General features: G+C 63.0%; 25 protein-coding genes. 13 read left to right on the forward strand and 12 right to left on the reverse strand.

What is annotated here, in order from left to right:
• Position 1: 1 nt before the first annotated feature.
• The 3 genes from ugpE to ugpB all read right to left on the reverse strand — a co-directional run bounded on the left by ugpE (position 2) and on the right by ugpB (position 3,249).
• On the reverse strand, positions 2-850 hold the full coding sequence (ugpE, locus tag NKH06_RS11575; protein ID WP_352893104.1) for a sn-glycerol-3-phosphate ABC transporter permease UgpE: 849 nt from the start codon (positions 848-850) through the stop codon (positions 2-4).
• Between the two features lie 9 nt (positions 851-859).
• Entirely contained in the window at positions 860-1,744 is an 885-nt protein-coding gene (gene ugpA / locus NKH06_RS11580) for a sn-glycerol-3-phosphate ABC transporter permease UgpA (protein WP_027038135.1), read from the reverse strand.
• Between the two features lie 194 nt (positions 1,745-1,938).
• The gene (ugpB, locus tag NKH06_RS11585; RefSeq protein ID WP_352893105.1) at positions 1,939-3,249 is read right to left on the reverse strand and encodes a sn-glycerol-3-phosphate ABC transporter substrate-binding protein UgpB; all 1,311 of its coding nucleotides are present in this window, start codon (positions 3,247-3,249) and stop codon (positions 1,939-1,941) included.
• Between the two features lie 360 nt (positions 3,250-3,609).
• On the opposite strand from ugpB, the gene NKH06_RS11590 reads away from it, so the two are divergent.
• The gene (locus NKH06_RS11590; protein ID WP_128304647.1) at positions 3,610-6,042 is read left to right on the forward strand and encodes a sensor domain-containing diguanylate cyclase; all 2,433 of its coding nucleotides are present in this window, start codon (positions 3,610-3,612) and stop codon (positions 6,040-6,042) included.
• On the opposite strand, the gene tlpA is transcribed toward NKH06_RS11590, so the two are convergent.
• Positions 6,039-6,728, reverse strand: a complete 690-nt coding sequence (gene tlpA, locus NKH06_RS11595) for a thiol:disulfide interchange protein TlpA (protein ID WP_128304648.1) — start codon at positions 6,726-6,728, stop codon at positions 6,039-6,041. The genes NKH06_RS11590 and tlpA overlap by 4 nt on opposite strands.
• A gap of 35 nt (positions 6,729-6,763) precedes the next feature.
• Between tlpA and argH the strand changes: the two genes are divergently transcribed.
• The 6 genes from argH to NKH06_RS11625 all read left to right on the forward strand — a co-directional run bounded on the left by argH (position 6,764) and on the right by NKH06_RS11625 (position 14,114).
• Positions 6,764-8,164: an argininosuccinate lyase gene (argH, locus tag NKH06_RS11600; RefSeq protein ID WP_128304649.1), complete on the forward strand. Its 1,401-nt coding sequence runs from the start codon at positions 6,764-6,766 to the stop codon at positions 8,162-8,164.
• 118 nt (positions 8,165-8,282) lie between these two features.
• Positions 8,283-8,489: an LPS translocon maturation chaperone LptM gene (gene lptM, locus NKH06_RS11605; RefSeq protein ID WP_023811112.1), complete on the forward strand. Its 207-nt coding sequence runs from the start codon at positions 8,283-8,285 to the stop codon at positions 8,487-8,489.
• A 64-nt stretch (positions 8,490-8,553) separates the two neighbouring features.
• The gene (lysA, locus tag NKH06_RS11610; RefSeq protein ID WP_352893109.1) at positions 8,554-9,822 is read left to right on the forward strand and encodes a diaminopimelate decarboxylase; all 1,269 of its coding nucleotides are present in this window, start codon (positions 8,554-8,556) and stop codon (positions 9,820-9,822) included.
• A gap of 39 nt (positions 9,823-9,861) precedes the next feature.
• Positions 9,862-10,803 carry a threonine/serine dehydratase gene (locus tag NKH06_RS11615; protein ID WP_128304651.1) on the forward strand — a complete coding sequence of 314 codons (942 nt, stop codon included), beginning with the start codon at positions 9,862-9,864 and terminating at the stop codon, positions 10,801-10,803.
• A 238-nt stretch (positions 10,804-11,041) separates the two neighbouring features.
• Positions 11,042-13,630 carry a TIGR02302 family protein gene (locus NKH06_RS11620; RefSeq protein WP_352893110.1) on the forward strand — a complete coding sequence of 863 codons (2,589 nt, stop codon included), beginning with the start codon at positions 11,042-11,044 and terminating at the stop codon, positions 13,628-13,630.
• Between the two features lie 112 nt (positions 13,631-13,742).
• Positions 13,743-14,114, forward strand: a complete 372-nt coding sequence (locus NKH06_RS11625) for a glyoxalase superfamily protein (protein ID WP_023811108.1) — start codon at positions 13,743-13,745, stop codon at positions 14,112-14,114.
• Here NKH06_RS11625 and NKH06_RS11630 read toward each other — a convergent pair.
• Positions 14,093-14,974 (reverse strand): LysR family transcriptional regulator, encoded by an 882-nt coding sequence (locus NKH06_RS11630; RefSeq protein ID WP_127269182.1) that lies wholly within the window; start codon positions 14,972-14,974, stop codon positions 14,093-14,095. The two genes, NKH06_RS11625 and NKH06_RS11630, sit on opposite strands and share 22 nt — an antisense overlap.
• Positions 14,975-15,195: 221 nt before the next feature.
• On the opposite strand from NKH06_RS11630, the gene NKH06_RS11635 reads away from it, so the two are divergent.
• On the forward strand, positions 15,196-16,143 hold the full coding sequence (locus NKH06_RS11635) for a DMT family transporter (protein ID WP_352893130.1): 948 nt from the start codon (positions 15,196-15,198) through the stop codon (positions 16,141-16,143).
• On the opposite strand, the gene NKH06_RS11640 is transcribed toward NKH06_RS11635, so the two are convergent.
• From NKH06_RS11640 to NKH06_RS11650, 3 genes are all read right to left on the reverse strand, one after another.
• On the reverse strand, positions 16,144-16,515 hold the full coding sequence (locus tag NKH06_RS11640) for a response regulator (protein WP_164892982.1): 372 nt from the start codon (positions 16,513-16,515) through the stop codon (positions 16,144-16,146). It lies immediately after the preceding gene.
• Positions 16,516-16,713: 198 nt separating this feature from the next.
• Complete coding sequence (hpt, locus tag NKH06_RS11645; RefSeq protein ID WP_023811104.1) at positions 16,714-17,256, reverse strand: hypoxanthine phosphoribosyltransferase; 543 nt, start codon at positions 17,254-17,256, stop codon at positions 16,714-16,716.
• A gap of 23 nt (positions 17,257-17,279) precedes the next feature.
• A complete protein-coding gene (locus NKH06_RS11650; RefSeq protein WP_128304656.1) occupies positions 17,280-17,924 on the reverse strand; it encodes a hypothetical protein in 645 nt (214 codons plus the stop codon).
• A 192-nt stretch (positions 17,925-18,116) separates the two neighbouring features.
• On the opposite strand from NKH06_RS11650, the gene ftsE reads away from it, so the two are divergent.
• The 3 genes from ftsE (at position 18,117) to NKH06_RS11665 (ending at position 20,623) form a co-directional block, all read left to right on the forward strand.
• Positions 18,117-18,776 carry a cell division ATP-binding protein FtsE gene (ftsE, locus tag NKH06_RS11655; RefSeq protein WP_010911739.1) on the forward strand — a complete coding sequence of 220 codons (660 nt, stop codon included), beginning with the start codon at positions 18,117-18,119 and terminating at the stop codon, positions 18,774-18,776.
• Positions 18,769-19,764 (forward strand): cell division protein FtsX, encoded by a 996-nt coding sequence (locus NKH06_RS11660; protein WP_352441733.1) that lies wholly within the window; start codon positions 18,769-18,771, stop codon positions 19,762-19,764. The genes ftsE and NKH06_RS11660 overlap by 8 nt, the downstream gene beginning before the upstream one ends.
• 133 nt (positions 19,765-19,897) lie before the next feature.
• A complete protein-coding gene (locus tag NKH06_RS11665) occupies positions 19,898-20,623 on the forward strand; it encodes a YdcF family protein (RefSeq protein ID WP_128304658.1) in 726 nt (241 codons plus the stop codon).
• Here the strand turns inward: NKH06_RS11665 and NKH06_RS11670 are convergent, their stop codons facing one another.
• Complete coding sequence (locus NKH06_RS11670) at positions 20,624-21,256, reverse strand: pyridoxamine 5'-phosphate oxidase family protein (RefSeq protein WP_023811100.1); 633 nt, start codon at positions 21,254-21,256, stop codon at positions 20,624-20,626. It lies immediately after the preceding gene.
• Between the two features lie 24 nt (positions 21,257-21,280).
• Positions 21,281-21,751, reverse strand: a complete 471-nt coding sequence (locus tag NKH06_RS11675; protein WP_352441734.1) for a nuclear transport factor 2 family protein — start codon at positions 21,749-21,751, stop codon at positions 21,281-21,283.
• A 116-nt stretch (positions 21,752-21,867) separates the two neighbouring features.
• Between NKH06_RS11675 and NKH06_RS11680 the strand changes: the two genes are divergently transcribed.
• Positions 21,868-22,770, forward strand: coding sequence for a LysR family transcriptional regulator (locus tag NKH06_RS11680; protein WP_128304660.1), 903 nt, complete (start codon positions 21,868-21,870; stop codon positions 22,768-22,770).
• A gap of 119 nt (positions 22,771-22,889) precedes the next feature.
• Positions 22,890-23,690, forward strand: a complete 801-nt coding sequence (locus NKH06_RS11685; protein WP_352441735.1) for a lysophospholipid acyltransferase family protein — start codon at positions 22,890-22,892, stop codon at positions 23,688-23,690.
• Positions 23,691-23,715: 25 nt separating this feature from the next.
• Here NKH06_RS11685 and NKH06_RS11690 read toward each other — a convergent pair whose 3' ends face one another.
• Positions 23,716-24,339 carry a LysE family translocator gene (locus NKH06_RS11690; RefSeq protein WP_352441736.1) on the reverse strand — a complete coding sequence of 208 codons (624 nt, stop codon included), beginning with the start codon at positions 24,337-24,339 and terminating at the stop codon, positions 23,716-23,718.
• 90 nt (positions 24,340-24,429) lie between these two features.
• Positions 24,430-25,377 carry an aldo/keto reductase gene (locus NKH06_RS11695; protein ID WP_023811096.1) on the reverse strand — a complete coding sequence of 316 codons (948 nt, stop codon included), beginning with the start codon at positions 25,375-25,377 and terminating at the stop codon, positions 24,430-24,432.
• Positions 25,378-25,460: the final 83 nt, after the last annotated feature.

The raw sequence follows: 25,460 nt of genomic DNA on the forward strand, positions 1-25,460 counted from the left end.
CTCACTTTTCGGAATCGACCAGGCCGCGAACGAACCAGCGTTGCATCAGCACCACGATCAGGATCGGCGGCACGATGGCCAGCATCGCTGTAACCATGACCAGGTGCCATTGCGTATCGGCATCGGCGAAGGAGACCATCTTTCTGAGCGCGATGACGATCGTGTTCATGTTGCTGCTGTTGGTGACGAGCAGCGGCCACAGATACTGCGTCCAGCCATAAATGAAGAGGATGACGAACAGCGCCGCGATGTTTGTCCGCGACAGCGGCAACAGGATATCGAAGAAAAAGCGCCATGGCCCCGCACCGTCGACACGCGCCGCCTCAACCAGCTCACCTGGAATGGTCATGAAAAACTGTCGAAACAGCAATGTGGCGGTGGCCGAGGCGATCAGCGGGATGATCAAGCCGGCATAGGTGTCGATCATGCCGAGATCGACCATCACCTTGTAGGTCGGCAGGATGCGCACCTCAACGGGAAGCATCAGGGTGATGAAGATCAGCCAGAAGAAGACCATGCGCAGCGGAAAACGGAAGAACACGATCGCATAGGCCGACAGGATCGAGATGAAAATCTTCCCCACCGCGATGCCGAGCGCCATGACCGTGGTGTTGAGCAGCAATCGACCGACGCTGACGCCGCCGATGCGACCGACACCGCCGAACAGCGCCTCGGTGTAATTGTTCCAGAACTGATCGCCGGGCAGGAGCGGCAACGGCGGCCTGAGGATCGTTTGCAGCGGCTGCGTCGAGGCAACGAACGTGTAGTAGATCGGGAAGGCAACGATCAATATGCCGAGGATCAGCACGGCGTGGGCGATGACGGTGCGGAGCGGTGACTGGCCGATCATCGCTCGCCCTCAGCCGTAATGGACTTTGCGTTCCACATAGCGGAACTGGATGGCCGTGAGCGAGATGACGATGACCATCAGGATGACCGACTGCGCCGCCGAGTCACCGAGGATCAGATTGACGAAGCCGTCATTGTATACCTTGTAGACCAGCGTCTCAGTCGTCTTGCCCGGACCGCCTCCGGTGACGGCATGGACGATGCCGAACGTGTCGAACAGGGCATAGACGGTGTTGACGACCAGCAGGAAGAAGGTCGTCGGCGCAAGCAGCGGGAAGACGATGGTCCAGAATCGCTTGGTCTCGCCGGCGCCGTCCATGGCCGCCGCCTCGATCAAGGCTTTCGGCACCGCCTGCAGGCCGGCGACGAAGAACAGGAAATTGTAGCTGATCTGCTTCCAGGCAGCGGCGGACACCAGCAGGATCATGGCGTGGGTGCCGTTGAGAAGTGGATCCCAGGCGATGCCGAAACTCCTCAGCATGTAGGCCAGCGACCCGATCGACGGGTTGAAGAGGAACAGCCACAGCATACCGGCGATCGCCGGCGCCACTGCGTAGGGCCAGATCAAGAGCGTGCGGTAAAGACCTTTGCCGCGCACCACCTTCTCTGCCATGACCGCAAGCAGGAGCGCCACGCACATGGCGACGATAGCGGTCGCAAGGGAAAACACCACCGTGACCTTGATCGAGTTCAGGTAGGCCGGATCGGCAAGCACTTTCCTGAAATTGGCGAACCAGACGAACTTGGTCCTCAGTCCGAACGGGTCCTGCCTGAGCATGGATTGGTAGAACGCCTGACCGGCCGGCCAGTAGAAAAAAACGAGCGTGATGGCCAGTTGCGGCGCCACAAGCAGGTAGGGAAGGACCTTGTTGGGAAACACGACGCGAGGGGTCATGGAGCCACTCCGAGGTGATGAGGCGGGCGGCACCATGTGGCACCCCTCTTCGCCAAGATGGCTTTGATGAGCGTTTCGGCGTTGGCGTCATCGAGCATTGGCGAAATCGCAAGGGACGGCAAAACTCCCCTCGCCGAGGGGAGACGCCTGGCAGGACAGGTGGGTGCGCCGTAGAGCAAGGACCTGCGCTCGCTCTAATTCCCCAGCGCTTCCTTGATCGCCGCATTGCCACGCGTAACCGCATTGTCGAGCGCCTGCTGTGCGGTTTGCTGGCCGGCGAGCATCTTCTCGAACTCCTCGTTCTGGATATCGCGCACCTGCGGCAGGTTCGGCAGACGTACGCCCTTGGAATTGTCGGTCGGCGCCTTACCCGTCATCTGCAGGATCGGGGTCTCGCGACCGACGTTCTTGTCATAGAAACCGGACTTCTTGGTCGCTTCATAAGCCGCCAGCGTCACCGGCAGGTAACCCGACTTCTGGTGCAGGTATTCTTGCACCTCGGTCTTCGACAGGTAGGCGAAGAAGGCCGCGACGCCCTTGTATTCCTCGTCGGATTTATCAGCGAAAACCCACAGGCTGGCGCCACCCGGCGTCGTGTTCTGCGGCGCGCCCTTGGCGTCGCTGTCATAGGGCAATTGGCCGATGCCGTAATTCATGCCGGACTTGACGATATCGCCAAGTCCGCCGGAGGATTCGGTCATGATCCCGCATTCGCCCGCAAGGAATATCTGCTTGGCTTCCGAGGTGCGGCCGCCATATTTGAAGGTGCCGTCCTTGGCGAGGTCTGCGAGCGCTTGGAAATGGTTGACGAAAATCGGCGCATTGATCTTGAGCTCGACATCGCCGCCGGCCAGACCGTTCTGCTGGGTGGCCCATGACACGTCATTCCAGGCCGCGAAATTCTCCAGATGGATCCAGGTCAGCCAGGTCGAGGTGTAGCCGCAGGCGGCTGCGCCGCTCGCCTTGATCTTCTTGGCGTCTTCCCACACCTCATTCCAGGTCTTGGGTGAGCTGTCGACGTCGAGACCAGCCTTCTTGAAGATATCCTTGTTGTAATAAAGGATCGGCGAGGAGGAGTTGTAGGGGAAGGAGAGCATGGTGCCGTCCGGCTTCGAATAATAGCCGACTATGCCTGGCAGATACTGGCTCTTGTCGAAGGTCATTCCAGCGCTGGTCAACACATCGGCTGCCGGCTTGATTGCGCCTTCGGCTGCCATCATCACGCCGGTACCGACGTCGAACACCTGCATGATATCGGGCGCCTGGCCCGCGCGGTAGGCGGCGATGCCGGCATTCAGCGTCTCGGGATACGTGCCTTTGAACACCGGAACGAGTTCATAGTCGCTCTGGCTGGCATTGAAATCTTTGGAGATCTTGTCGACAACTTCGGCATTGGCGCCAGTCATGGCGTGCCACCAACTGATCTGCGTGACAGCAAAAGCGGAGGTTGAGGAAAGCAGCATAAAGGTGGCGGCAACACCGGCCGCGAAGCCGAAGGACTTCATGTTTCATCTCCCGTTTGTCATTGGCGAAAGGGGCACTCCCGCAAAGGCAATATGTGTCGCTCGTGACAATCAGACAACGGTTTTGTTGCAGATCGACGAACTTCACCCTTTACCTCACGCCACCCTCGCCTCCGCTTTGAGACATGGAAAGCCACACGGTTAGCCGGCTTAGCGCGACGACAAGCGCGCCAGGAACTACCATCGGAACTGCCAAGCTGGCTTCGGCGTGTCAGCCCTGATTGCAGCCGCCGCAACCCGAAGAGACACGCCAAGGTTGCAGGCGACTTTATCGATCCCTCAACGGCAACGCGCTACTCAATCCTGCTGCCCTGTTTATTTCCAAAGATCAGGTGAAATAAAATGCTGACGGTCTACAATTGTATCGTCAACGAACACGATCTGAGACTGGTCGCACTTGCCGCGCTGATCTGCGGAATTTCCTGTTTCTCTGCCGTCAACCTGCTTCATCACATAAGCCGCTCCACCGATCGGAACCGGCTTGCCTGGCTGATGATCGCGGCCACTTCGACCGGCTTCGGCATCTGGGCAACGCACTTCATCGCCATGCTCGCATTCACACCGGGCATACCCAGTGCTTACGATCCCGCACTCTCCGTGCTTTCGCTCGCTGCTTCGGTCACTCTGACGGCAGCCGGCATGTGGATCGCCACCTTGCGGAATGAGTTCGATTATCATCTCGTCGGCGGCGCCGTGCTGGGCGGCGGTATCGCGGCCATGCACTACATTGGTATGGCGGCGTTCGAGGTTCAGGGCCGCATCGAGTGGAACCTGTTGCTTGTCGCCGTTTCCCTTCTGGCCGGCGTAACGCTCGCGGCGCTGGCGCTGCGTGTCGTGCAGCGCCGCCCCTCCCTGAAGGCGACATCCGGCGGCGCGGTGCTGCTGACGCTGGCAATCTGCACCCTGCATTTCATCGGCATGGGTGCCGTCTCGATCTTCCCCGATCCCTCGATCGTCATATCCGAATACACGATCGAGCCGACCTCGCAGGCTTTCGCCGCCGCCGCCGCCACATTGGTGATTCTGGTCCTGTCGGCATCGGCGCTGTGGATCGATTTGCGCTTCCGTCGCCAGAAGCTCGAGGTCGACCGCATGCACGGCCTGGCCAATGCCGCCGTGGAGGGGCTGATCGTCTGCGACGGCAACCGCATCATCAGTGCCAATGACAGCATGGCGACATTGACGGGCATCGCAACAGCGACGCTGAACGGAATGCAGCTTGGCGATCTCTTCGGATCCGACATGTCAGGCTTCGGCGAACAGCCGCAGGAGGCCGAATTGAGCGGCCGCGATGGCACGAGCATTCCTGTCGAGCTGATCGCCAGGAGCATCGACTACTGTGGCAAACCGCACAACGTGGTCGCGGTCCGCGACATTCGCGAGCGCAAGAAGGCGGAACAGGAGATCCTGCGGCTTGCCCATTTCGATCCATTGACCGGACTGGCCAATCGCCGCAGCTTTTCCGGCCGGCTGGAGACGGAAATTGCTGCGATGGGCCGGACCAGGAAAGGCGGCCAGCTTGCGCTTCTGCTGCTCGATCTCGACCGGTTCAAGGAGGTCAACGACCTGTATGGGCACGGCGCGGGCGACGCCATGCTGCAGAAGGTTGCGCATTGCGTTACCGGCATTCTTCGCCAAGGACAGATGGTGGCGCGACTGGGCGGCGATGAGTTCGCCATCATCGCGCCGAACCTGACCGACCCGTTGGAGGCGGGCCGTATCGCCGACGCGGTGCTGACCGCCATGCGCGAGGAAAACCGGCTTTCTGTCGGCGGCGGCCTTGTGTCGGCCAGCATCGGCATAGCGCTGTATCCATCGGATGCCGAGAACCAGGCCAGCCTGATAAGCCACGCCGATACGGCACTCTACCGGGCCAAGACCGAAGGCAAGGACACCTACCGTTATTTCGAAGCTTCGATGGGGGCCGAGGCCCGCGACAAGCGCGTGATGGAGCACGAGCTGCGCCAGGCGGTCGCACGCCAGGAGTTCTACCTCGTCTACCAGCCGCAGAAAGAGATCAGCAGCGGAAAGATGGTCGGCTTCGAAGCGCTGGTCCGCTGGCGGCATCCGACGCGCGGCGACGTGTCGCCGAGCATATTCATCCCGGTGGCCGAAGACAGCGGAGCCATTGGCCAGATTGGCGAATGGGTGCTGACGGCTGCCTGCGAGGAAGCCGCCCGCTGGGGAAATCCGCTGACGGTGGCCGTCAACGTTTCGGCGGTGCAGCTCCACAACACGAATTTCAGCCGCAAGGTCCACGAAACCTTGCTGAATTCCGGCCTGGCGCCCGGCAGGCTCGAGCTTGAGATCACCGAGACGGCGCTTGTTAAGGACATGCCGCGGGCACTGGCCACCTTGCGGCAGGTCAAGGCGCTGGGCGTGCGCGTCGCCATGGACGATTTTGGAACAGGCTATTCCTCGCTCTCCAACCTTCGCGCCTTCCCCTTCGACAAGATCAAGATCGATGGCTCCTTCATCAAGTCCGTCGACAAGAACGGCCAGGTCGCGGCGATCGTGCGCGCCGTCCTGGGACTTGGACGCGGTCTCGGCCTGCCGGTTCTGGCGGAAGGTGTCGAGACGCTCGGCGAACTGAAATTCCTGGACGCCGAAGCCTGCGAGATCGGCCAGGGCTATTACATCGGCAGGCCAGCTCTCATCGAGGAATTCGGCGAGCTGACCGGTGTCGTCGCACCCGCTGTCGGCAGCAAACCCGCCACCTTGCGCGACAGAAGCGTTCTGGCCTTCGCACCCGCGCCTGTCCTCAATAGGGCTTAAAAACTCTCGGGCTTGAGTGCCGTCTCGATCAGCCGCCTGGCGTCCGGCCCCGACCATTCGGCCGGGCCGTTCATATGGGCGATCAGGCAGCCTTCGCCGTCGATCAGCATGGTAACGGGAAGGCCTAGCGCCAGGCCGCGCTTCTTGAGGTCGTTGAACAGCGCCATCGTCGAATCCCGGTAATAATCGAGCGTCGTGACGCCGGTATCGCTGAGGAACTTCTTCGGCTTCACATCGTCGCCGGCATCGACATTGACGGCGACCACTTCAAAGGAGTCGCTGCCCTTTTCCTTCTGCAGCGCATCGAGCGCCGGCATTTCGGCACGGCACGGCGCGCACCATGTCGCCCACAGATTGAGCAGCACCGTCTTGCCGGCATGATCGGCAAGCGTCATCGGCTTGCCGTCCGGGCCATTGAAGGCAAGGCTCTTCAGGGATTGTGGCGGATCGGCCGGCAAAAGTGCCGCAACCTCACCGGTGGCCGACGCCGCGATTTTCTTGGCGCGGTCGCTCTTGGCCGCGCAGGCGACATCGTCCTTGCTCTCATCCACGGCAGCTTGTGCCGGTGCATTGTTGCCAGACCGGCTCTCGCTGACATATACCGCGACCGCGCCCGCCAGCGCGCCCGCCACCAAGGCGGCGAGGATCAGGCGCGGGGCCGGGAAGAATCTACTACCGTCTGCCATTTTTTCAAAACTGCTCCGAAGCACGGGTTATAGCCATGAGCGACAAGAAAACCAGCAACCAGATGTGGGGCGGACGTTTTGCCTCGGGTCCGGCCGCGATCATGGAAGCGATCAACGCGTCTATCTCCTTCGACCGCAAACTCTATGCGCAGGACATCAAAGGCTCGATCGCCCACAGCGAGATGCTGGCGCAAACGGGCATTATTTCGGCGGCCGACCAAGAAAAAATTGCTGACGGGCTGAACACGATCCTGAAAGAGATCGAGGCCGGCAGCTTCGAGTTTTCGACACGGCTCGAAGACATCCACATGAACATCGAGGCGCGCCTCGCCGATCTGATCGGCCCGGCGGCCGGCCGGCTGCACACCGCCCGCTCGCGCAATGATCAAGTCGCAGTCGATTTGAGGCTGTGGGTCAAGGATGAGTGCTTTCGCGTCGCCGAGGCGTTGAAAGGGCTGATCGAGGCGCTGCTGGAGCGGGCCGAGGAGCATGCCGCGACCGTGATGCCGGGCTTTACCCATATGCAGGCGGCACAACCGGTGACCTTCGGCCATCACTGCATGGCCTATGTCGAGATGTTTTCGCGCGACCTGTCGCGTGTGCGCGATGCGATCGAGCGGATGGACGAAAGCCCGCTCGGTGCCGCGGCCCTCGCCGGCACCAGCTTCCCGATCGACCGTCACCGGACCGCCAAGGCGCTCGGCTTCCGGGAGCCGATGCGCAATTCGCTCGACAGCGTCTCGGATCGCGATTTCGCGCTTGAGTTCCTCGCTCTTGCCGCGATCTGCGCCACGCATCTGTCACGGCTGGCCGAAGAGATCATCATCTGGTCGACGCCGCAGTTCGGCTTCGTCAGGCTGTCGGACTCGTTTTCCACCGGCTCCTCGATCATGCCGCAGAAGAAGAACCCCGATGCCGCCGAACTGGTGCGCGGCAAGACCGGCCGCGTCACCGGTCATCTGGTCGGCCTGCTAACGGTGATGAAGGGCATGCCTTTGACCTATGGCAAGGATATGCAGGAAGACAAGGAATCGGTGTTCGACGCCGCCGAGACGCTCGACCTGATGCTGGCGGCGATGACCGGCATGGTCTCGGACATGACGGTCAACGCTGCCGCGATGAAGAAGGCCGCCGGCTCCGGCCACGCGACAGCAACCGACCTTGCCGACTGGCTGGTGCGCACGCTCGGCCTGCCGTTCCGCGAAGCGCATCATGTCACCGGCCGGGCGGTGGCGCTGGCCGAAGACAAGAAGGTGGGGCTGGAGAGGCTTTCACTGGAGGATTTGCAGTCGATCAATTCCGGCATCACGGCCGACATATTTTCGGTGCTGGCGGTGCAGAACTCGGTCAAGAGCCGCATCAGTTTCGGCGGCACCGCGCCGTCGGAAGTGAGGAAGCAGATCCGCGCCTGGAAAAAGCGGCTGGCGAAGGCGTAATGCCGGATATTGCGAGCAGTAATATCCCGGATATTTCGACGAGCAATATCTCGGGGTGCAATGCGCCGAGAACTCGGCTAAAAGCGGCGGCTGACAAACGTTTCGGACGGATGGATCGATGACCGGAAGCAGGATTTTGGTGACGCTGACGCTGCTGGTTGCGATCGCGGCCGTTTCGGCCTGCGGCAGGAGGGGCGCTCTCGACACGCCCTATGAGGCGGCCGTGCAGGCGCGCAAGGATGCCTCGAAGGCCCACCAGCCCGTGCCGCCGGAGCCGGAAAAACCGGTCAAGGACAAGAAATTCATCCTCGACCCGCTGATCTAGAGCCGACGAGAGCGGGGCCTTCCAACCCGATCTCATCGAGCCCCAACTTTCCGGAACCACTCTCGTGAACCATTTCGACTACCGCGACGGCGTGCTCCATGCGGAGGACGTGGCGATACCAGATATCGCCGCACAGATCGGCACGCCATTCTACTGCTATTCGACGGCCACCCTGACCAGGCACTACCGGGTGTTTGCCCAGTCCTTTGCCGGGCTCGACGCGCTGGTCTGCTACGCCATGAAGGCCAATTCCAACCAGGCCGTCCTGCGGACGCTGGCCAAGCTCGGCGCCGGCGCCGACGTGGTTTCGGAAGGTGAATTGCGCCGGGCGCTGGCCGCCGGCATTCCGGCCGGCAAGATCCTGTTTTCGGGCGTCGGCAAGACCGCGCGCGAAATGGACTTTGCCCTTGCCGCCGGCATCCTTTGCTTCAACGTCGAGTCCGAGCCTGAACTCGAGCTGTTGTCGGCGCGGGCCACTGCCCTTGGCAAGGTGGCGCCGATCTCGCTGCGCATCAATCCCGACGTCGACGCCAAGACCCACAAGAAGATCTCCACCGGCAAGGCCGAGAACAAGTTCGGCATCCCGTGGCAGCGGGCGCGGCAGGTTTATGCCCGCGCGGCAAAGCTTCCCGGCATCAGGATCACCGGCATCGATACCCATATCGGCAGCCAGATCACCGAGCTGCAGCCCTTCGACGATGCCTTCGCCCTGCTTGTCGATCTCGTCGGCGCGCTACGGGCGGACGGCCATGCCATCGAGCATATCGATGTCGGCGGCGGGCTCGGCATTCCCTACCGCATCGACAACAACCCGCCGCCGCTGCCCGACGCCTATGCCCAGATCGTCAGGAAGCATGTCACCAAGCTCGGGCTAAAGGTGATGTTCGAGCCTGGCCGGCTGATATCAGGCAATGCCGGCATCCTCGTCTCGGAAGTGATCTTCGTGAAGGAAGGCGACGCCAAGAACTTCCTCGTCGTCGACGCCGCAATGAACGATCTCATCCGGCCGACGCTCTACGACGCCTTCCACGACATCCGTCCGGTCGTGCAGCCGCCGGCCGACACGCCGCGCATGATGGTCGACGTGGTCGGCCCGGTCTGCGAGACCGGCGACTATATCGGCCTGGACCGCGATCTGCCCAGGCTGAAGGCCGGCGGCCTGATTGCCGTCTCCACCGCCGGCGCCTATGGCGCGGTACAGGCCGGCACCTACAACACGCGTCTGCTGGTTCCGGAAGTGCTGGTCGACGGCGACCGGTTCCACGTCGTGCGCCCACGCCTGACCTATGACGACCTGATCGGGCTGGATTCCATGCCCGACTGGCTTGCATAGAAGCGCCGGAAACACACCTACCCGTCACAGGGAGCAATCATGACGAACGGCATCACCGTCACACGCGAGCGCATTGCCGCAATGGAACCGCGCATCCGCCCCTATATCAGGCTCACGCCAGTGCTGCGCGTCGACATGGCCGACTTCGACCGGCCGCCGCTGGCCGTCGACCTGAAGCTCGAATGCCTGCAGCATTCCGGCTCGTTCAAGGCGCGCGGCGCTTTCACCAATCTCCTGGAGCGGCCGGTTCCCGACGCCGGTGTCGTCGCGGCATCGGGCGGCAACCATGGCGCGGCCGTCGCCTATGCCGCCATGCGGCTGGGCCATAAGGCGACCATCTTCGTTCCCGAGGTGAGCCCGGCGGCCAAGCTGGAACGGATCCGCAGCTACGGCGCCGAGCTGATCGTCGGCGGCGCCCGCTATGCCGAGGCGTTGGCGGCCAGCGAACGTTTCGCCGAGAAAACCGGCGCCTTGCAGATTCATGCCTTCAACCAGGAGGAAACGCTCGTCGGCCAAGGCACGCTCGGGCTCGAAATCGAGAGCGATTTGCCTAAGATCGACACGCTGCTGGTCGCTGTCGGCGGCGGCGGCCTGATCGGCGGCATCGCTGCCTGGTTTGCCGGCCGCATCCGCATCATCGCCGTCGAGCCGGAAGGAGCGCCGACGCTGCATCGCGCCTTCGAGGCCGGACACCCCGTCGACGCACCGGCCGAGGGCATCGCCGCCGATTCGCTGGCGCCAAAGCGCGTCGGCGAAATGATGTTCCCGATCGCCGAGGCCTTTGTCGAACGCTCGATCCTGGTCAGTGACGACGACATCATCGCCGCGCAGAAGGCGCTGTGGAACCGGGCTCGCATCATCTCCGAGCCGGGAGGTGCGGCCGCCTTTGCCGCGGTCCTGTCCGGCCGCTATGCGCCGGCGGCGGGCGAACGGGTCGCCGTACTGGTCTGCGGGGCGAATGCAGACCCCGCTACCTTCTAAAGGGGCCCACCAACTTCTGAAGGGTATGCAGGATGGAACGATAACGGCCACTTCACGTTTTTCCGAACTGCCTCGCCTTTGCCGTGTTTGCTGGTATTCTTTGAGTCGTGAGGCGTCGGGCTATCCTGCCCGCTCCACAGCATGATCCCGAAAAGTGAAATCCCTTTCGGAACAGATCATGCTCATAGGGATAGGGCCGCATCCCGGTTTCCGGGATAGGCTCAAGGAAGGGCGGCCGATGACGCAACGACCCACCTTCAGCAGCAATCGCGGCCTCGCCGGGCGGCTGGCCGTGAGCCGGCTGGCGACGCGGGTCTCGATGATGGTCGAGCGCGGCTGGCCGTTGCTGCTTCCGCTCGTCATCGTCGCCAGCCTGTTCCTCAGCATCTCCTGGCTCGGGCTGTTCTCCCGGCTGCCGGATATGGCGCGCATCGGCCTCGTCGCTGCTTTTGCCATAGCGGCACTGGCCACGCTCTATCCGCTGCGCTTCTTCCGCCTGCCGGGCGCCGGCGAAATCGACCGCCGCATCGAGGCCGCCAATCAATTGTTGCACAGCCCGGTGCTGGTGCAGACCGACCGGCCCAGCGGCAGGGAAAGCAGCTTCTCGCAGGCGTTGTGGCGTGAACACCAGAAGCGCATGGCCGGAAAGCTCGACAACCTTGGCGCCGACCTGCCGCGCACGCGCGTGCCGGAGCGCGACCCCTGGGGGCTGCGCGCGGTGGCGGCCCTTTTGCTCGTTACCGCCTTCGCCTTCTCCTTCGGACCGACGGGCGGCAGGATCAGCGACGGCTTCAATGCCCATGGGACGCGCGATATCGTGCCTCCGCGCATCGATGCATGGGTGACGCCACCCGCCTATACCGGCAAGCCGCCGATCTTCCTGACCGCCGATGCAAACCAGGCGATCCCGACCTTTACGGTTCCCGAAGGCAGTGACGTTTCGCTGCGCGTGACGGGCGGCTCGGGTGAGGAAACGCTCGGCTATGCCGACAAGAATGGCAACGCCCGCGTCATCGACCCCGCTGCGCCGCAGGCCGCCGCCAAGCCGGCTGCAAGCCCGGCGCCGCCGTCCAAGGTGCGCCAGTTCACCAGCAAGCTGACCGGCGACGGCACGCTGACGCTGACGTCGGGCGAGGACCAGCTCGGCCGCTGGGCCTTCGCGGTCGTATCGGACAAGCCGCCGCAGATCCGCTTCGTCGGCGAGCCCAAGCGCGCCGCCAACGGCGCCTTCGAGCTAAACTACCAGATCGACGACGACTATGGCGCCGCCACCGCCAGGGCGGTGTTCGCGCTCGCCGATCCGCAGGCGCCGAATGCGCGTCCGCTGTACGGTGCACCTGAAATGCCGCTGACGCTGCCGCGCCGCGGCGGCAAGTCGAACGCCGCCAGGACCTCCAAGGACCTGACCGAGCATGTCTGGGCCGGCAGCAGCATCAAGCTGACGCTGGTCGCCACCGACGATGGCGGGCACACCGCATCGAGCCAAACCAAGACGCTGCTGATGCCGGAGCGGCCTTTCGCCAATCCGCTGGCACGCGCCGTGATCGAACAGCGCCGCCTGCTGGCGCTCGACGCCAACGCCAAGCCGCGCGTGCTCGACCTGATGGACGCCATCACGCTGCGGCCGGAAGACACGTTCGACAACATGTCCCACTACCTTGCCATCATGAGCGCCCGCACCCGGCTGAAGATGGCCGAGAGCGACGATCAATTGCGCAGCGAAGTCTCCTATCTCTGGGAAATCGCGCTCGGCATCGAGGAAGGCAATCTTTCGGCCGCCGAAAAACGGCTGCGTCAGGCGCAACAGGCGCTGCAGGACGCCATCAAGAATGGCGCAAGCGACGCTGAAATCGAAAAGGCGATGAAGGAACTGCGCGAGGCGATGAACCAGTTCCTGCAGGAATTCGCGGAGCGCGCCAAGCAGAATCCCAACGCCCCGCAGATGCAGCAGAACGGCCAGGAACTGCGCCAGAGCGACATCGATCGCATGATGGACCAGATCGAAAACCTGGCCAAGTCCGGTGATCGCGACAAGGCCCAGCAACTGCTGTCGCAACTGCAGGACATGATGAACAATCTGCAAGCCGGCCGTCAGCAGCAAGGCGGCCAGCAGGACAGCGAGATGCGCCAACAGATGGACAAGCTGGGCGAGATCCTGCGACGTCAGCAGGAGATGATGAACGACACCTTCCGCATGGATCAGATGCAGCGCGGCGAGCGCCAGCGCGGGCAGAACCGTGACGAGCAGCTCGGCGAAGGCGGCCAGGATGAGGACAGACCCGGCGTCGGCGAAGACCGCGATCCGCTCGCCCGGCAAAAGCCGATGACGCCCCAGGAATTCGCCGATGCGCTGAAACAGCTGCAGCAGGGCCAGGGCCAGTTGCAAAGCGACCTCGAGCAGCTGAAGAAGGGCCTCGAAGGCATGGGTATGGAGCCCAATGAAGGATTTGGCGAGGCCGGCAAGTCCATGGGCAATGCCGAACAGGCACTCGGCGAGGGCGAAGGCGATGCGGCCGTCGGTCATCAGGGCCGGGCGCTGGAAGCGCTGCGCAAGGGCGCCAAGGACATGATGAAGCAGATGCAGGCCATGCAAGGCGACCAGGGCGGCGGCGAGGAAGGCGGCCGCCAGCAGAACGCCGATCGTGATCCGCTCGGCCGGCCACGCGCCAGCACGGGTCCCGACTTCGGCGATTCGGTGAAGGTGCCCGACGAGATCGACGTGCAGCGTGCCCGCCAGATACTGGAAGCGATCCGCAAGCGGCTCGGCAATGCGCTCAGCCCTGATATCGAACGCAGCTATCTGGAACGGCTGCTCGAGCTGAAATAGAGCAATTCCAGGAAAAGTGTGAAGCGGTTTTCCGTCCGGAATTGCGAAAAAACATAGGATTGCCGCCCGCGTCCGTCCCACCTGAAAAATCCTCTCGCACGGTTGCACCACCATGCCCAGACTTGGCGCCGTCACACCCATCCTGCGCATCTTCGACATTGCCAAGGCGCGTGAATTCTATGTCGGCTTCCTCGGCTTCGAGGTGCAGTGGGAACATCGCTTCGCGGACGACGCGCCGCTTTACATGGCGGTCGGCCGCGACGGCTGCGTTCTGCATCTCAGCGAACATCATGGCGACGGTGCACCCGGCATCGCCCTGCGCATCGAGGTCGAGGACATCACGGCTCTTCATGGCGAACTGATCGGCAAAAACTACCGCTTCGCCCGGCCAGGCGTGGAAGAGACGCCTTGGAAGACCCGCGAGATATCGGTCGCCGATCCGTTCGGCAACAGGCTGCATTTCTACGAGGATGCCGCCGGCTGACTGAGCCTGTTGACGAAGGCTTCGCGGATAGCATCCTGCATGCCGTCGATCGCCTCGCCTGACGCATTCGGGTTGCGGTGCATCACCACGTTCGAGGAATCGATGGCGCCGAATCCGTCTGCCGTGGTCAGTTCACGACAGCCGTCCGGAATGTTGCTTCGCGAAATCGGCGCGATCGCCAGTCCGGAGGTGACGGCGAGCTTGAGGCCGCCGGTGGTGTCGCTGGTATAGGCGACACGATAGGCAAGATCGCGCTGCTCCAGTGATTTGATGGCAAAGTCCTTGCACCAGCCGGCCCGGTTGTAGAGCGCGATCGGCACCGGCTGTTCCTCATGCATGTGATGCAGGGTCGACGTCACCCACACGGTCGGGTCGTGCATCAGCACTTCGCCGCCGGCAGGATCCTGCCATTCGAACACCACGCACAGATCGAGCTCGCCGGCGGCGAGCGCCGCCATCTGTGCCCCGGAATGGGCATAGCGCACAGTGACTTCGACCTGCGTATGACGCTTCGAGAAGGCGCCGAGAGCGCGCGACAGGATGGCGTGGCCATATTCCTCCGGAATGCCGATGCGAACCGGACCGCCAAGCGGCGCTGCCGCCATCGATGCCGACGTCTCGTCGAGCAGCGAGACAATGCGGCGGGCGTTGACGATGAGTTCGCCGCCGCGCCGCGTCAACGCGACGCCGCGCGAACCGCGCTCGAACAGGCTGGCGCCGATCAGCTCTTCGAGCTTCTTCATCTGCATCGACACCGCGGATTGGGTGCGGCCGGCCTGCTCCGCCGCCTTGGTGAAATTGCCGGTCTCGGCAATCGCCACGAAGGTGCGCAGGAGGTCGCTGTCGAGGGTCGGCCGCATGAAACCCCCCATAAGAGAATTTGATTGCTGGCATCATTCCAATTCGTTTGCAACATGTCAAACGGCGGACGATAGTGGCCTCACCCATTGGATATGCGGCTGCGAAATCAGCCGCGGACCAATCAAGAGTCCTCACTCGTGCCCGCTGCCCGAAACGGTGGCGGGTTCTTTTTACCCGCAAGCGGCAGCTTCGGATCGTACGCGCAGGAGCCTGGATGCAGATGCAGAATCGGATGGTGGGCGGCATCCTGAGCCTGTGCCTCGGCGTGCTGGTCTTTTCGCTGCAGGATCCGCTCGTCAAAGCCGTGTCGAGCGGCTATCCAGTGACCGAGGTGATGGCGATCCGCTCGATCGTCGCCCTGCCGATCCTGATCGTTCTGGTCCATGCCGATGTCGGCTTGCGGGCGATCCTGTCGAAGCGATTCGGCATGCTGACGGTGCGCGCCTTCATTCAGTTCACCTCCTATACGATGTACTACCTGGCCATCGCTGCCTTGCCGCTTGCCGATGCCGTGGCGCTTTATTTCATGGCGCCGCTGTTCATCATGGTGCTGGCCGGGCCGTATCTTGGCGAGCGCGTCTCCTGGCAGACACTGGCAACCGTGCTGATCGGCTTGTTCGGCGTCCTCGTGATGCTGCGTCCGGGCGCAGGGCTGTTCGACTGGGCTGCGCTGCTGTCGCTGGGCTCGGCGGCGCTCTATGGTTTTTCGCAGCTGATGGCCCGCAAGATCGGCGATACCGAATCCTCCACCGTCATGGCCTTCTATCAGAACGGCGCCTATCTGGTCGGCGCCGCCGTGGTTGCCGGGGCGTTTCACCTGGCCGGCATCACCCACGCCGTCCACCCGAGTCTGGAATTCCTGGTAAGGCCATGGCTTTGGCCGACGCTGCCGGATTTTCTCAAGATGGCCGCCTGCGGTTTCGTTGCCTCCGCCGGCATGATCCTGCTGTCGCAGGCCTACCGGATGGCGCCGGCCAACCGCGTTGCCACCTTCGAATACACCGGCATCCTGTGGTCGCCGCTGTGGGGTTTCCTGTTCTTCGCCGAAGTACCGCGGTCGACAACCGTCATCGGGGCCGTCTTGATCATCGGCGCCGGCCTGTTGGCGCTCAACACCGAACGGCGCAAGAGCGTTCCACCCGTGCTCCCTGCTGCCGATCCAGCCTGATCAGACGAAGCAGATCAGCGCCCGCTCGACGCGCGAGCGGATTTCGGCCAGCGTGAAGGGCTTCTGCACGACATCGAGGATGATGCCGTTCAATTCCTCGGCGCGCTCGCGCTGGTCGGCATAGCCGGTCATCAGCACGATCTTCATCGCCGGAAACAGTGCCGCCGCCGCGATCGCCATCTCGATGCCGTCCATCTCCGGCATGCGGATATCGGAGACGACGAGATCGTAGCCGCCACGCGCTGCCTGGATCAGCGAAAGTCCCTGCGCGCCATCCGCCGCGATGTCGATTGTGTGCCCGGCGCGTTCAAGCGCGCGGGCGGCCAGGGTGCGGACGGACTCATCGTCCTCGACGATCAGAAGCTTTGCCATGGCCGGCATATTTGGCCGCCAAAAGTTGACTTTTCCTGAAAGCCCCCGAGCAATTCAGGAAAAGTGTGAGACGGTTTTCCGGGAAAAGCGCATAGCGCTTTCCCTTGGGAATTGCGTCAAAACAAAAAACTAGAGCGGTTCGGCGTTTTCGTGAAGCGGCGAACCGCTCTAAGCATCAGCAAACCTTTTTGATGCCGCTCAGACATCCCCTTTGACGACACCGACAAACGGCAACTCGCGAAAAGCATGCGCGACATCCATGCCGTAGCCGACAACGAAATAGTCGGGGCAGTCGAAGCCGACATAATCGGCATTGAGCTCGGTCTGGCGGCGCATGCGCTTGTCGAGGAGCACGGCGATCGAACAGCTCTTGGCGCCCCGCGACAACATCAGCTCGCGGGTAAAGCTCAGCGTCTTCCCCGATTCGAGAATGTCGTCGATCAGCAGCACGTCGCGGCCAGCGACCTCATTGTCGATGTCGCGCAGCACCCTCACCTCGCCGCTGCTGGTGCCGGCGCCATAGCTGGAGATGAAGATGAATTCGACCTCCGGCGACAGGCCGACATCATGCATGGCGCGGATGAGATCTGCGGCGAAGATGAACGAGCCCTTCAGGACCGAGATCACCAGCAGATCGTGATAGTCGTGGCCGGCAATCTCCTTGGCGAGTTCCAGATTGCGCCGCGCGATCGCCGATGCTGAAAACAGAACCTCGATGTCCTTGCCGCGTACGATGGGCATTGATGGTCTTCCCCGGTGATCGCCTATTCGGCGAAAGTGACCGACACGGTCTTCACACCGTTTCTAGGCACGTCGAGCCGGCTGGCAAAGCCGAATCTTTCGCCAGAGGCCAGCGAGCGGCCGGATGTCCCCAACGTATAGCGGGTGGTCTGCCCGTCATTGCCAGTCACCCGGATTTCAAGCGGCGGCAACTGCGTCGGTTTCGCACCGTCATTGACGGCCTCGCCATCGACGAACAGTGCGGCGTTCGGCCCGGTAGCGTCGACGCGTGACGTGACGCCCGAAATGCTGAGCGCCGACGCCTGCGCGCTGGACAGGAACGGCGCCTGGCGCACCAGCGCGTGCCCGCCGGAGACCCAGAACGCGGCCAAGGCAGCGCCGATACCAGCGACCCAGAAGATCGGTCCGCCGCGCGAGGCCGGTAGCCGCTCCGGTGAGGCTTCGGGCTTGCGCAGCATGTCCATGCCTTCGATGGGCGGCGTGACGATCGCGCGCGGCAGCGGCGAAACGCTTTCCACCGCAGGCGCAAGGCGCGGCATCACCACGTAGTCGGCATCGACGATGTCGGCGGCCGAACCACGCATGAACCTGTCCGCTGCGGCAATTGCCGCCGGATCGGTCATGATTTCGCCGGAAACCGGGCGCGCGGTTCGATCGTCAGCTATCATGGCCCCAGCATTGCAGCACGTGTTCGCTTTTCGTTTCTTTTGCGTAAACACAAATGGTTAACGCTTCCCCACCGGAGCCCTCGTGACGAGCCGAAACAGCCCAGAAATTAACCGCCGGTTAACCATGCCGGCCGATGGTCTTTACCCAGAACAGGCCGGCTCGCCGCCGTGCCGAAATTCAGGTCGTCGAAATTGATTCGTTTCGAAAATGTCGGCCTCCGCTATGGCATGGGTCCGGAAATCCTCCGCGACATCTCCCTGCACATCCCGGAGCGCTCCTTCCAGTTCCTCAGCGGGCCTTCGGGCGCCGGCAAGACGACCTTGCTGCGCTTGCTGTTCATGTCGCTGAAGCCGACGCGCGGGCTGATCACCATCTTTGGCAAGGACCGTTCGCGCATCTCGCGCACCGAATTGCCGCATCTGCGCCGCCGCATCGGCGTGGTCTTCCAGGATTTTCGCCTGCTCGACCACATGACCACCTACGAGAACGTCGCGCTGCCGCTGCGCGTGCGCGGGCGCGAGGAGGCGAGCTACCGCACCGATGTCACCGAGTTGTTGAAGTGGGTCGGGCTGGGCGAACGGATGCATGTGCTGCCGCCGGTTCTGTCCGGCGGCGAGAAGCAGCGCGCGGCGATCGCGCGGGCGCTGATCGAGCAGCCGGAAATCCTGCTCGCCGACGAACCGACCGGCAATGTCGATCCGCCTCTGGCGCGACGGCTGCTGCGGCTGTTTATCGAGCTCAACCGCCTCGGCACCGCGGTGGTGATCGCCACCCACGACCTTGGCCTGATGGAACAGGTCGACGCGCGCCGCATGATCCTGGCCGGCGGAAGGCTGGACATCTATGACTGAACTGTCCGCCGAACATTTTGTGGAACGGGAGCAGGACGCCGAGGCGACCGAGGCAAAGCCGCGCGCCCAGCGCAGGATGGCGCCGATCGTGCCGGCGCAGAACATCGCCGGCCGGGCACTGGTACTGGTTATCGCCATCATGACCTTCCTGTCCTGCCTGACTTTCGGCGCGGTGACGCTGGTGCGCGACACGGCGTCCGTCTGGGAGAACCAGATTTCACGCGAGGCAACGATCCAGATCAAGCCGGTCGACGGCCTCGACATGGAGGCGGCCCTGACCCAGGCCTCGCAGATCGCCGGCGAATTTCCCGGCGTGAAGGGGACCCGGATCATCGACCGCGAGGCGACCGCGAGGCTCCTGGAGCCCTGGCTGGGCTCGGGCCTCAACATCGACGAATTGCCGGTGCCGCGACTGATCATCGTCACCATCGACGAGAACAGCCCGCCCGATTTCGCCGCCATGCGCGCCGCGATCACGCCGAAACTGCCGAGCGCATCGCTAGACGATCACCGCACCTGGGTTGACCGGCTGGTGGCGATGGCCCGCACGACGGTGACCATCGGCATTGCCGTGCTGGCGCTGATGCTGTCGGCGACCGTGCTGACCGTGGTGTTCGCGACGCGCGGAGCCATGGCCGGCAACGGTCACATCATCGAGGTGCTGCATTTCGTCGGCGCCGAGGCACGCTTCATCGCGCGCGAATTCCGCCGGCATTTCCTGGTCACCGGCATGAAGGGAGCAGCGGCTGGCGGTGCCGCCGCAGTGCTCGTGTTCATCGTCTTTTCCTGGTGGTCGTCGCGCAATATGGCGACGCCGCAGGCCGACCAGGCGACCGCCCTGTTCGGCAATTTCGCCATCGGTTCGGCAGGCTATCTCGGTGTCGTGTTGATGGTGCTGGTGATCGGCGGACTGACGGCTGCCACGTCCCACGCCACCGTGGTTGCCTATCTCAGCGACATCGATGTCCGCCAACCGGATGCAGGCTAATTCATGTCGCCCAAAAGTGGGAACCGGTTTTGGGACAACGCCATGGATAAAACAGGGTGATCACGGATGGAGAATTCACGTAACGCAAAGTGCGTCTTTTACCTACCCAAAGCCGCATTTCAGGATTAACCATATGGCGATGGACGCGCGGGATTCGACCGGTACGGCTGGGCAGATGCCAGTGGTGGTTGCCCGTTCGCATGACCGCCGCGCTGTGAGCCGTCTAAGAGCCGCGTTGCGCCTCTCGGCTCTGTCTCTGCTCATCCTCGCTACGTTGTTTGCCGGCGGTTTCGGCTGGTTCGCCAACAAGGTAAGCCATCTGACGACGCCCGCCAATCCGGCCAGGGCGGACGCGATCATTGTCTTGACCGGCGGCCAGTCCCGCCTCGATGCGGCGATGGATCTGCTGGCGTCCGGCAAGGGCGAACGGCTGCTGATCAGCGGCGTGCACCCTTCGGCCAGCCGTCGCCAGCTGCAGGCAGCGACCGGCGGCGACAAGAAGCTGTTTTCCTGTTGCGTCGACATCGACCGCGCCGCGCTCGATACGATCGGCAATGCGGAGGAAAGCGCCAAATGGGTCGAGAGCCACGCCTATGGCACGGTGATCCTCGTCACCAACAATTATCACATGCCCCGCAGCCTGCTGGAAATGGGCAGGCTGCTGCATGGCGCCAAGCTCGAGCCCTATCCGGTGGTCAATTCCAACCTCGACAATGGCGGCTGGCTGACCAAGCCGCGGGCATTGCGCGTGCTGTTCACCGAATACAACAAATATCTGCTGGCGCTGGCGCGCGGCATCGTGCCGGTCAAGCCGACGCCTAACGGCATCGCACTGGCCGAAACCGCGGCCGGCGGCTGATTATTCCCCTGCGGCCGCGCCCGAATTTCCCCTGAGCCGTGCGATCTCCTGCTCAAGGCGTTCGATACGCTTGTCCCGCTCTTCGAGTGCCGCCGCCACGTCGGCCGCCTCGAACCGTTGCGGGATATGCTGCGGGCAATTGGCATCCCAGGCCGAGACCGTGAACAGGATGACCTGCTCGGGGCGCGCCTTGTAGTCTTGCGGCATCAGTTTCGCCATCAACTCGGCGTCACTCTCGACGACCCGCGCCGTGCCCCAGATCTTGATGCGCTGGCGGTGCATATAGTCGATCAGGAACAGGAACGCCCTTGGATTGTCGGCCAGATTGCCCTGCGTGATGAACTGCCGGTTGCCGGCAAAATCCGCGAAGCCGATCGTGTGTTCATCCAGCACCTTGAGGAAGCCGGCGGGCCCGCCGCGATGCTGGATGTAGGGCTGGCCATCGCCATTGGCCGTCGACAGGAAAACGCTGGTCTGCATCTCGACGAAGGCGGCAAGGTCCGGGGTGATGCCGGCCTGCCAGCCGCCACGCTCCTCGACGCGGGCATAGGACTGACGTGAGCCCTTGCGGGCCTGGATCGCCTTGACGGTCGGCGTGAAGGCAACGTCGCTGGTGAAAGCATGCGCGTTCATTGAAAGCTTCCTTGCGGCAAGATGCTAAAGTCCGAGCTCCGACAGTGTCGGGTGGTCGTCCGGCCGCCGGCCGAGCGGCCAGTGATACTTGCGATCGGCCTCGCCGATCGGCAGGTCGTTGATGCTGGCGATGCGCAGGCGCATCAGTCCATGTTCGTCGAATTCCCAGTTCTCGTTGCCGTAGCTGCGGAACCATGAACCGCTGTCGTCGTGCCATTCATAGGCGAAGCGCACGGCGATGCGGTTGCCGTGGAAGGCCCAGACCTCCTTGATCAGACGATAGTCAAGCTCGCGGCTCCATTTGCGTGTCAGGAACGCCTGGATGGCATCGCGCCCTTGCAGGAATTCGGCCCGGTTGCGCCAGCGACTGTCCATTGTGTAGGCAAGCGCGACCCGTGCCGGATCACGGGAGTTCCAGGCGTCCTCGGCCATGCGCGCCTTTTGCGCTGATGTCTCTGCGGTGAAGAGCGGCAGTGGCGGCCGGGCTTCGGACATGGCAACTCCTTTGCGAGGCCATGCTGCAGGCAGGCCGACACCCAATATAAAGCCTTCCATCCTTCCAATGCAGATGGCATATTTGCAACTCATCCTTCCATTTTCCGGAAGAAGCTATGGATCGTCTCGAAGCCATGTCGCTCTTTGTCGCCGCGGTGGAGGCCGGCAGCCTTTCCGCAGCCAGCCGCCGTTTCGGCATTCCGCTGGCGACGGTCAGCCGCAAGGTTTCCGATCTGGAACGCCATCTGAACACACGCCTTTTGAACCGCTCCACGCGCAGGCTGACGCCGACCGATGCCGGCCAGGCCTATCTTGCCGCCTGCCGCCGCATCCTCGACGACGTCGGTGAGGCCGAACGCACGGCTGCCGGAGAGTACAGCGCTCCAACCGGCGAACTGGCCATCACCGCGCCGGTCGTCTTTGGCCGCCTGCACGTGCTGCCGGTCGTCACCGGCTTTCTCGCAGCCTATCCCGACGTGGACATCCGCCTGATATTGGCAGACCGCATAACCCAGCTGGTCGAGGACCATTTCGACCTCGCCATCCGCATCGGCCGGTTGCCCGATTCGAGCCTGGTCGCCATGGGCGTCGGCGCGATCCGCCGCGTCGTTTGCGCCAGCCCCGCCTATCTGGCTGAACACGGCACGCCGATCACCCCGGAAGATCTGGAAACACACGATTGCATCACCTTTGAGGGACTTGCTTCCGCCGCCACCTGGAGCTTCATCAAGGGCAAGGCAGAAATCCCGGTTCAGGTCCATTCACGGCTTCAGGTCAACACCGCCGAAGCTGCCATCGATGCGGCGATTGCCGGCGTCGGGCTCACAAAAGTGCTCTCCTACCAGATCGAGGCCGCGCTGCGGTCCGGCATGCTGCGCGTCCTGCTGGAGGAGTTCGAGCCAAATCCATGGCCGGTAAGCCTGGTGCATGCGGGCCATGGCCTGCTGCCGGTGAAGCTGCGTGCCTTCCTCGATTTTGCCGGCCCGCGCCTGAAGGAGCGGCTGGCGCGGCTGAAGTAGCGGAACCGGGTCTCCCCAATCGGCGACCGCTTTCTTCGTCGGTCAAGGCGCCCTGCGGCCATTTCCTTTTTACCCGCGCTTGGTGTAACCAACGCTCACCTCCTCACCGGGCCTCCCCCATGCTCTATGCCAGATCGCTGACGTTCAATTTCGTCTTCTACGTCAACCTGATCGTCCAGATGATCCTCTGGACCCCCTATTATTTCCTGTCGCCCCGTCACCGCGCCTGGTTCGTGCCGAAATTCTGGTCGCGCACCTCGATGTGGCTTTACGACAAGATCGCCGGAACGAAGAACGAGATCACCGGCCGGGAAAACCTTCCCGAAGGCTCCTTCATCCTGGCCCCCAAACACCAGTCGTTCTGGGATGCGATCGCCTTCTTCCCCTTTCTTCACGACCCTCTCTACATCCTGAAGCGTGAGCTCACCTGGATCCCGTTCTTCGGCTGGTACATCATGAAGATGCGCATGATCCCGGTTCATCGCGGCAGCCGCTCGAAGGCGCTGAAGGCCGTGGTCGCCGCGACCAAGGAGGAGATGGCGCGCAATCCTCGCCAGCTCATCATCTACCCCGAAGGGACAAGACGCGCGCCGGGCGACGAGCCGGCCTACAAATACGGCATCGTCGAAATCTATGCACAGCTTGGCGTTCCGGTGGTGCCGGTTGCCCATGTCGCCGGCCTTTATTGGCCGCGTCGGAAATTCCTGCGCTATCCCGGCACCATCAAGGCGCGTTTCCTGCCGCCGATTCCACCGGGACTGACCAAGGACGAATTCATGGCCCGGCTGATCGGCGAGACCGAGGCTGCCTGCGACCAATTCCTGATTGATGTGGCGCGCGGTCCGAACCCGCCTGCCTTGCCTCCGACAGCGGTGAAAAGGCTGCAAGAGCTGGACGCGGCTGAAAGAACCAAAGCCTGAACCGGAAGTCTCCGGCCGACAGTTCTCAGCCGAACATCGCCAGCGCGGTGGTCAACACCAGCGTCGCGGCAAAGACCAGATTGATGATCCGCGAGGCCGCCGGTCGGCGCAGGAAGCGCGCGAACCCAGCCCCCGCGACAAGCCACAGAGCGTGGATGGCAACGATCATCAGGGCGAGAGCCGTCAGCTTCAGCCATGGACCAAGCTCAGTGGTGCCCTGTTTGGACGAAGCACCGGCGAACACGGCGGCGATCGCCACATAGGCCTTTGGATTGGCGACCGCGAGAAGGAATCCAGCTAGCCATGTTGGACACGAAGCCTCGGCGCCGCGTGCTGCCATGGGCGGCGCCGTGGCGATCTTGAAGGCGAGATAGAGGATGTAGGCCGCGGAGGCGAAAGCCAGCAACGGCGCCAGCCTCGGCATCGCGGTGAGCACCATGACGCCGGTCGCGACAACCAAAAGCACGGCGATCGTGCCCAGTATGATTCCCCAAGCATAACCCAGCGAGCGGCGCAAACCGAAGGCAGCGCCGACGGCGGTAACGCTTATCGTCGCCGGTCCCGGGCTGCCCATGATCACCAGGGCGGCAAACATCAGCGCAAGAAGTTGTCCCCAAAAATCCGGCTGCGAAAGAAGCGGCTCAGCCATTTTCTCCTCTGTCCTGCCTTGCGCGAAGAGACGGTATGACAGGACCAGAGGGGCGTCTTGGACGTTCGTGCGAGGCGTCGCGACTGAGCTTCAGCCGCTCGCCTTGTCGAGTTCGGTCATGTCGGCGGCGGTCAGTTTCAGCGACGCCGCCCTGATCAGGCTGTCCATCTGTTCAGGCTTGGTGGCGCTGGCGATCGGCGCGGTGACGCCCGGCCGAGCGATAACCCAGGCAAGCGCCACTTCCGCCTGCTTGGCCGAATGCCTTGATGAAACCGCGTCGAGTGCCGCAAGGATGCGCATGCCGCGCGCATTGAGATAGTCCTTCACCCCGCCGCCACGCGGGCTTTGACCGAGATCGGCCTCGCTGCGGTATTTGCCGCTGAGGAAACCCTTGGCCAGGCTGAAATAGGTGATGACGCCGATGTCCTCGGCCACGCATAGATCGCGCAACGGCCCGTCGAAGGACGAGCGATCGTAAAGATTGTATTCCGGCTGCAGCACCTCGTAGCGCGGCAGGCTGCGCAAGCTCGCCACATCGAGTGCGGCACGCAACTGGCCGGCGTCGAGATTCGAACAGCCGGCATAGCGGATTTTGCCCTTGGCGAGCAGCTTCTCGTAGGCGCCAAGCGTTTCTTCATAGGGCGTTGCAGGGTCCGGCCAATGCGACAGATAGAGATCGATAAACTCGGTCTGCAGCCGCTTCAGCGATGCATCGACGGCCTTTTCGATGTATGCGGCGGACAGGTCCTTGTGCCCCTGCCCCATATCCGAACCGACCTTGGTGATCACCACGACTTTGTCGCGATTGCCACGGTCTTTCATCCATTTGCCGATGATGTTTTCCGATTCACCGCCTTTGTGGCCGGGAACCCAGCGCGAATAGGCATCCGCCGTATCGATGGCGTTGAGGCCGGCGCCGACGAAGCGGTCGAGCAGGTCGAACGAGGTTTTCTCGTCGGCGGTCCAGCCGAAGACGTTGCCGCCCAGAACCAGCGGCGCGATGGACAGGTCGGTGCGACCGAGACGACGTTTCTGCAAGGCGGATCTCCGGGATGATTGGGGCGGGCAAATGGCGCCCGCGGGCTGAGGGTCGGAGCCTAACCTAGGTCTTGCCTGAACGA

The organism is Mesorhizobium sp. M1342, from assembly GCF_040317955.1.
In the GTDB taxonomy this organism is placed as follows: domain Bacteria; phylum Pseudomonadota; class Alphaproteobacteria; order Rhizobiales; family Rhizobiaceae; genus Mesorhizobium.

Coding starts and splice junctions, on each gene's coding strand:
- NKH06_RS11660 (WP_352441733.1), top strand. CDS start 18,769: ATGACTGAACTGTCCGCCGAACATTTTGTGGAACGGGAGCAGGACGCC.
- NKH06_RS11690 (WP_352441736.1), bottom strand. CDS start 24,339: ATGGCTGAGCCGCTTCTTTCGCAGCCGGATTTTTGGGGACAACTTCTT.
- NKH06_RS11625 (WP_023811108.1), top strand. CDS start 13,743: ATGCCCAGACTTGGCGCCGTCACACCCATCCTGCGCATCTTCGACATT.
- NKH06_RS11635 (WP_352893130.1), top strand. CDS start 15,196: ATGCAGAATCGGATGGTGGGCGGCATCCTGAGCCTGTGCCTCGGCGTG.
- lptM (WP_023811112.1), top strand. CDS start 8,283: ATGACCGGAAGCAGGATTTTGGTGACGCTGACGCTGCTGGTTGCGATC.
- ugpA (WP_027038135.1), bottom strand. CDS start 1,744: ATGACCCCTCGCGTCGTGTTTCCCAACAAGGTCCTTCCCTACCTGCTT.
- NKH06_RS11590 (WP_128304647.1), top strand. CDS start 3,610: ATGCTGACGGTCTACAATTGTATCGTCAACGAACACGATCTGAGACTG.
- NKH06_RS11650 (WP_128304656.1), bottom strand. CDS start 17,924: ATGATAGCTGACGATCGAACCGCGCGCCCGGTTTCCGGCGAAATCATG.
- hpt (WP_023811104.1), bottom strand. CDS start 17,256: ATGCCCATCGTACGCGGCAAGGACATCGAGGTTCTGTTTTCAGCATCG.
- NKH06_RS11615 (WP_128304651.1), top strand. CDS start 9,862: ATGACGAACGGCATCACCGTCACACGCGAGCGCATTGCCGCAATGGAA.
- ugpE (WP_352893104.1), bottom strand. CDS start 850: ATGATCGGCCAGTCACCGCTCCGCACCGTCATCGCCCACGCCGTGCTG.
- NKH06_RS11670 (WP_023811100.1), bottom strand. CDS start 21,256: ATGAACGCGCATGCTTTCACCAGCGACGTTGCCTTCACGCCGACCGTC.
- NKH06_RS11620 (WP_352893110.1), top strand. CDS start 11,042: ATGACGCAACGACCCACCTTCAGCAGCAATCGCGGCCTCGCCGGGCGG.
- NKH06_RS11675 (WP_352441734.1), bottom strand. CDS start 21,751: ATGTCCGAAGCCCGGCCGCCACTGCCGCTCTTCACCGCAGAGACATCA.
- NKH06_RS11680 (WP_128304660.1), top strand. CDS start 21,868: ATGGATCGTCTCGAAGCCATGTCGCTCTTTGTCGCCGCGGTGGAGGCC.
- NKH06_RS11640 (WP_164892982.1), bottom strand. CDS start 16,515: ATGGCAAAGCTTCTGATCGTCGAGGACGATGAGTCCGTCCGCACCCTG.
- tlpA (WP_128304648.1), bottom strand. CDS start 6,728: ATGGCAGACGGTAGTAGATTCTTCCCGGCCCCGCGCCTGATCCTCGCC.
- NKH06_RS11665 (WP_128304658.1), top strand. CDS start 19,898: ATGGCGATGGACGCGCGGGATTCGACCGGTACGGCTGGGCAGATGCCA.
- argH (WP_128304649.1), top strand. CDS start 6,764: ATGAGCGACAAGAAAACCAGCAACCAGATGTGGGGCGGACGTTTTGCC.
- NKH06_RS11630 (WP_127269182.1), bottom strand. CDS start 14,974: ATGCGGCCGACCCTCGACAGCGACCTCCTGCGCACCTTCGTGGCGATT.
- ugpB (WP_352893105.1), bottom strand. CDS start 3,249: ATGAAGTCCTTCGGCTTCGCGGCCGGTGTTGCCGCCACCTTTATGCTG.
- NKH06_RS11685 (WP_352441735.1), top strand. CDS start 22,890: ATGCTCTATGCCAGATCGCTGACGTTCAATTTCGTCTTCTACGTCAAC.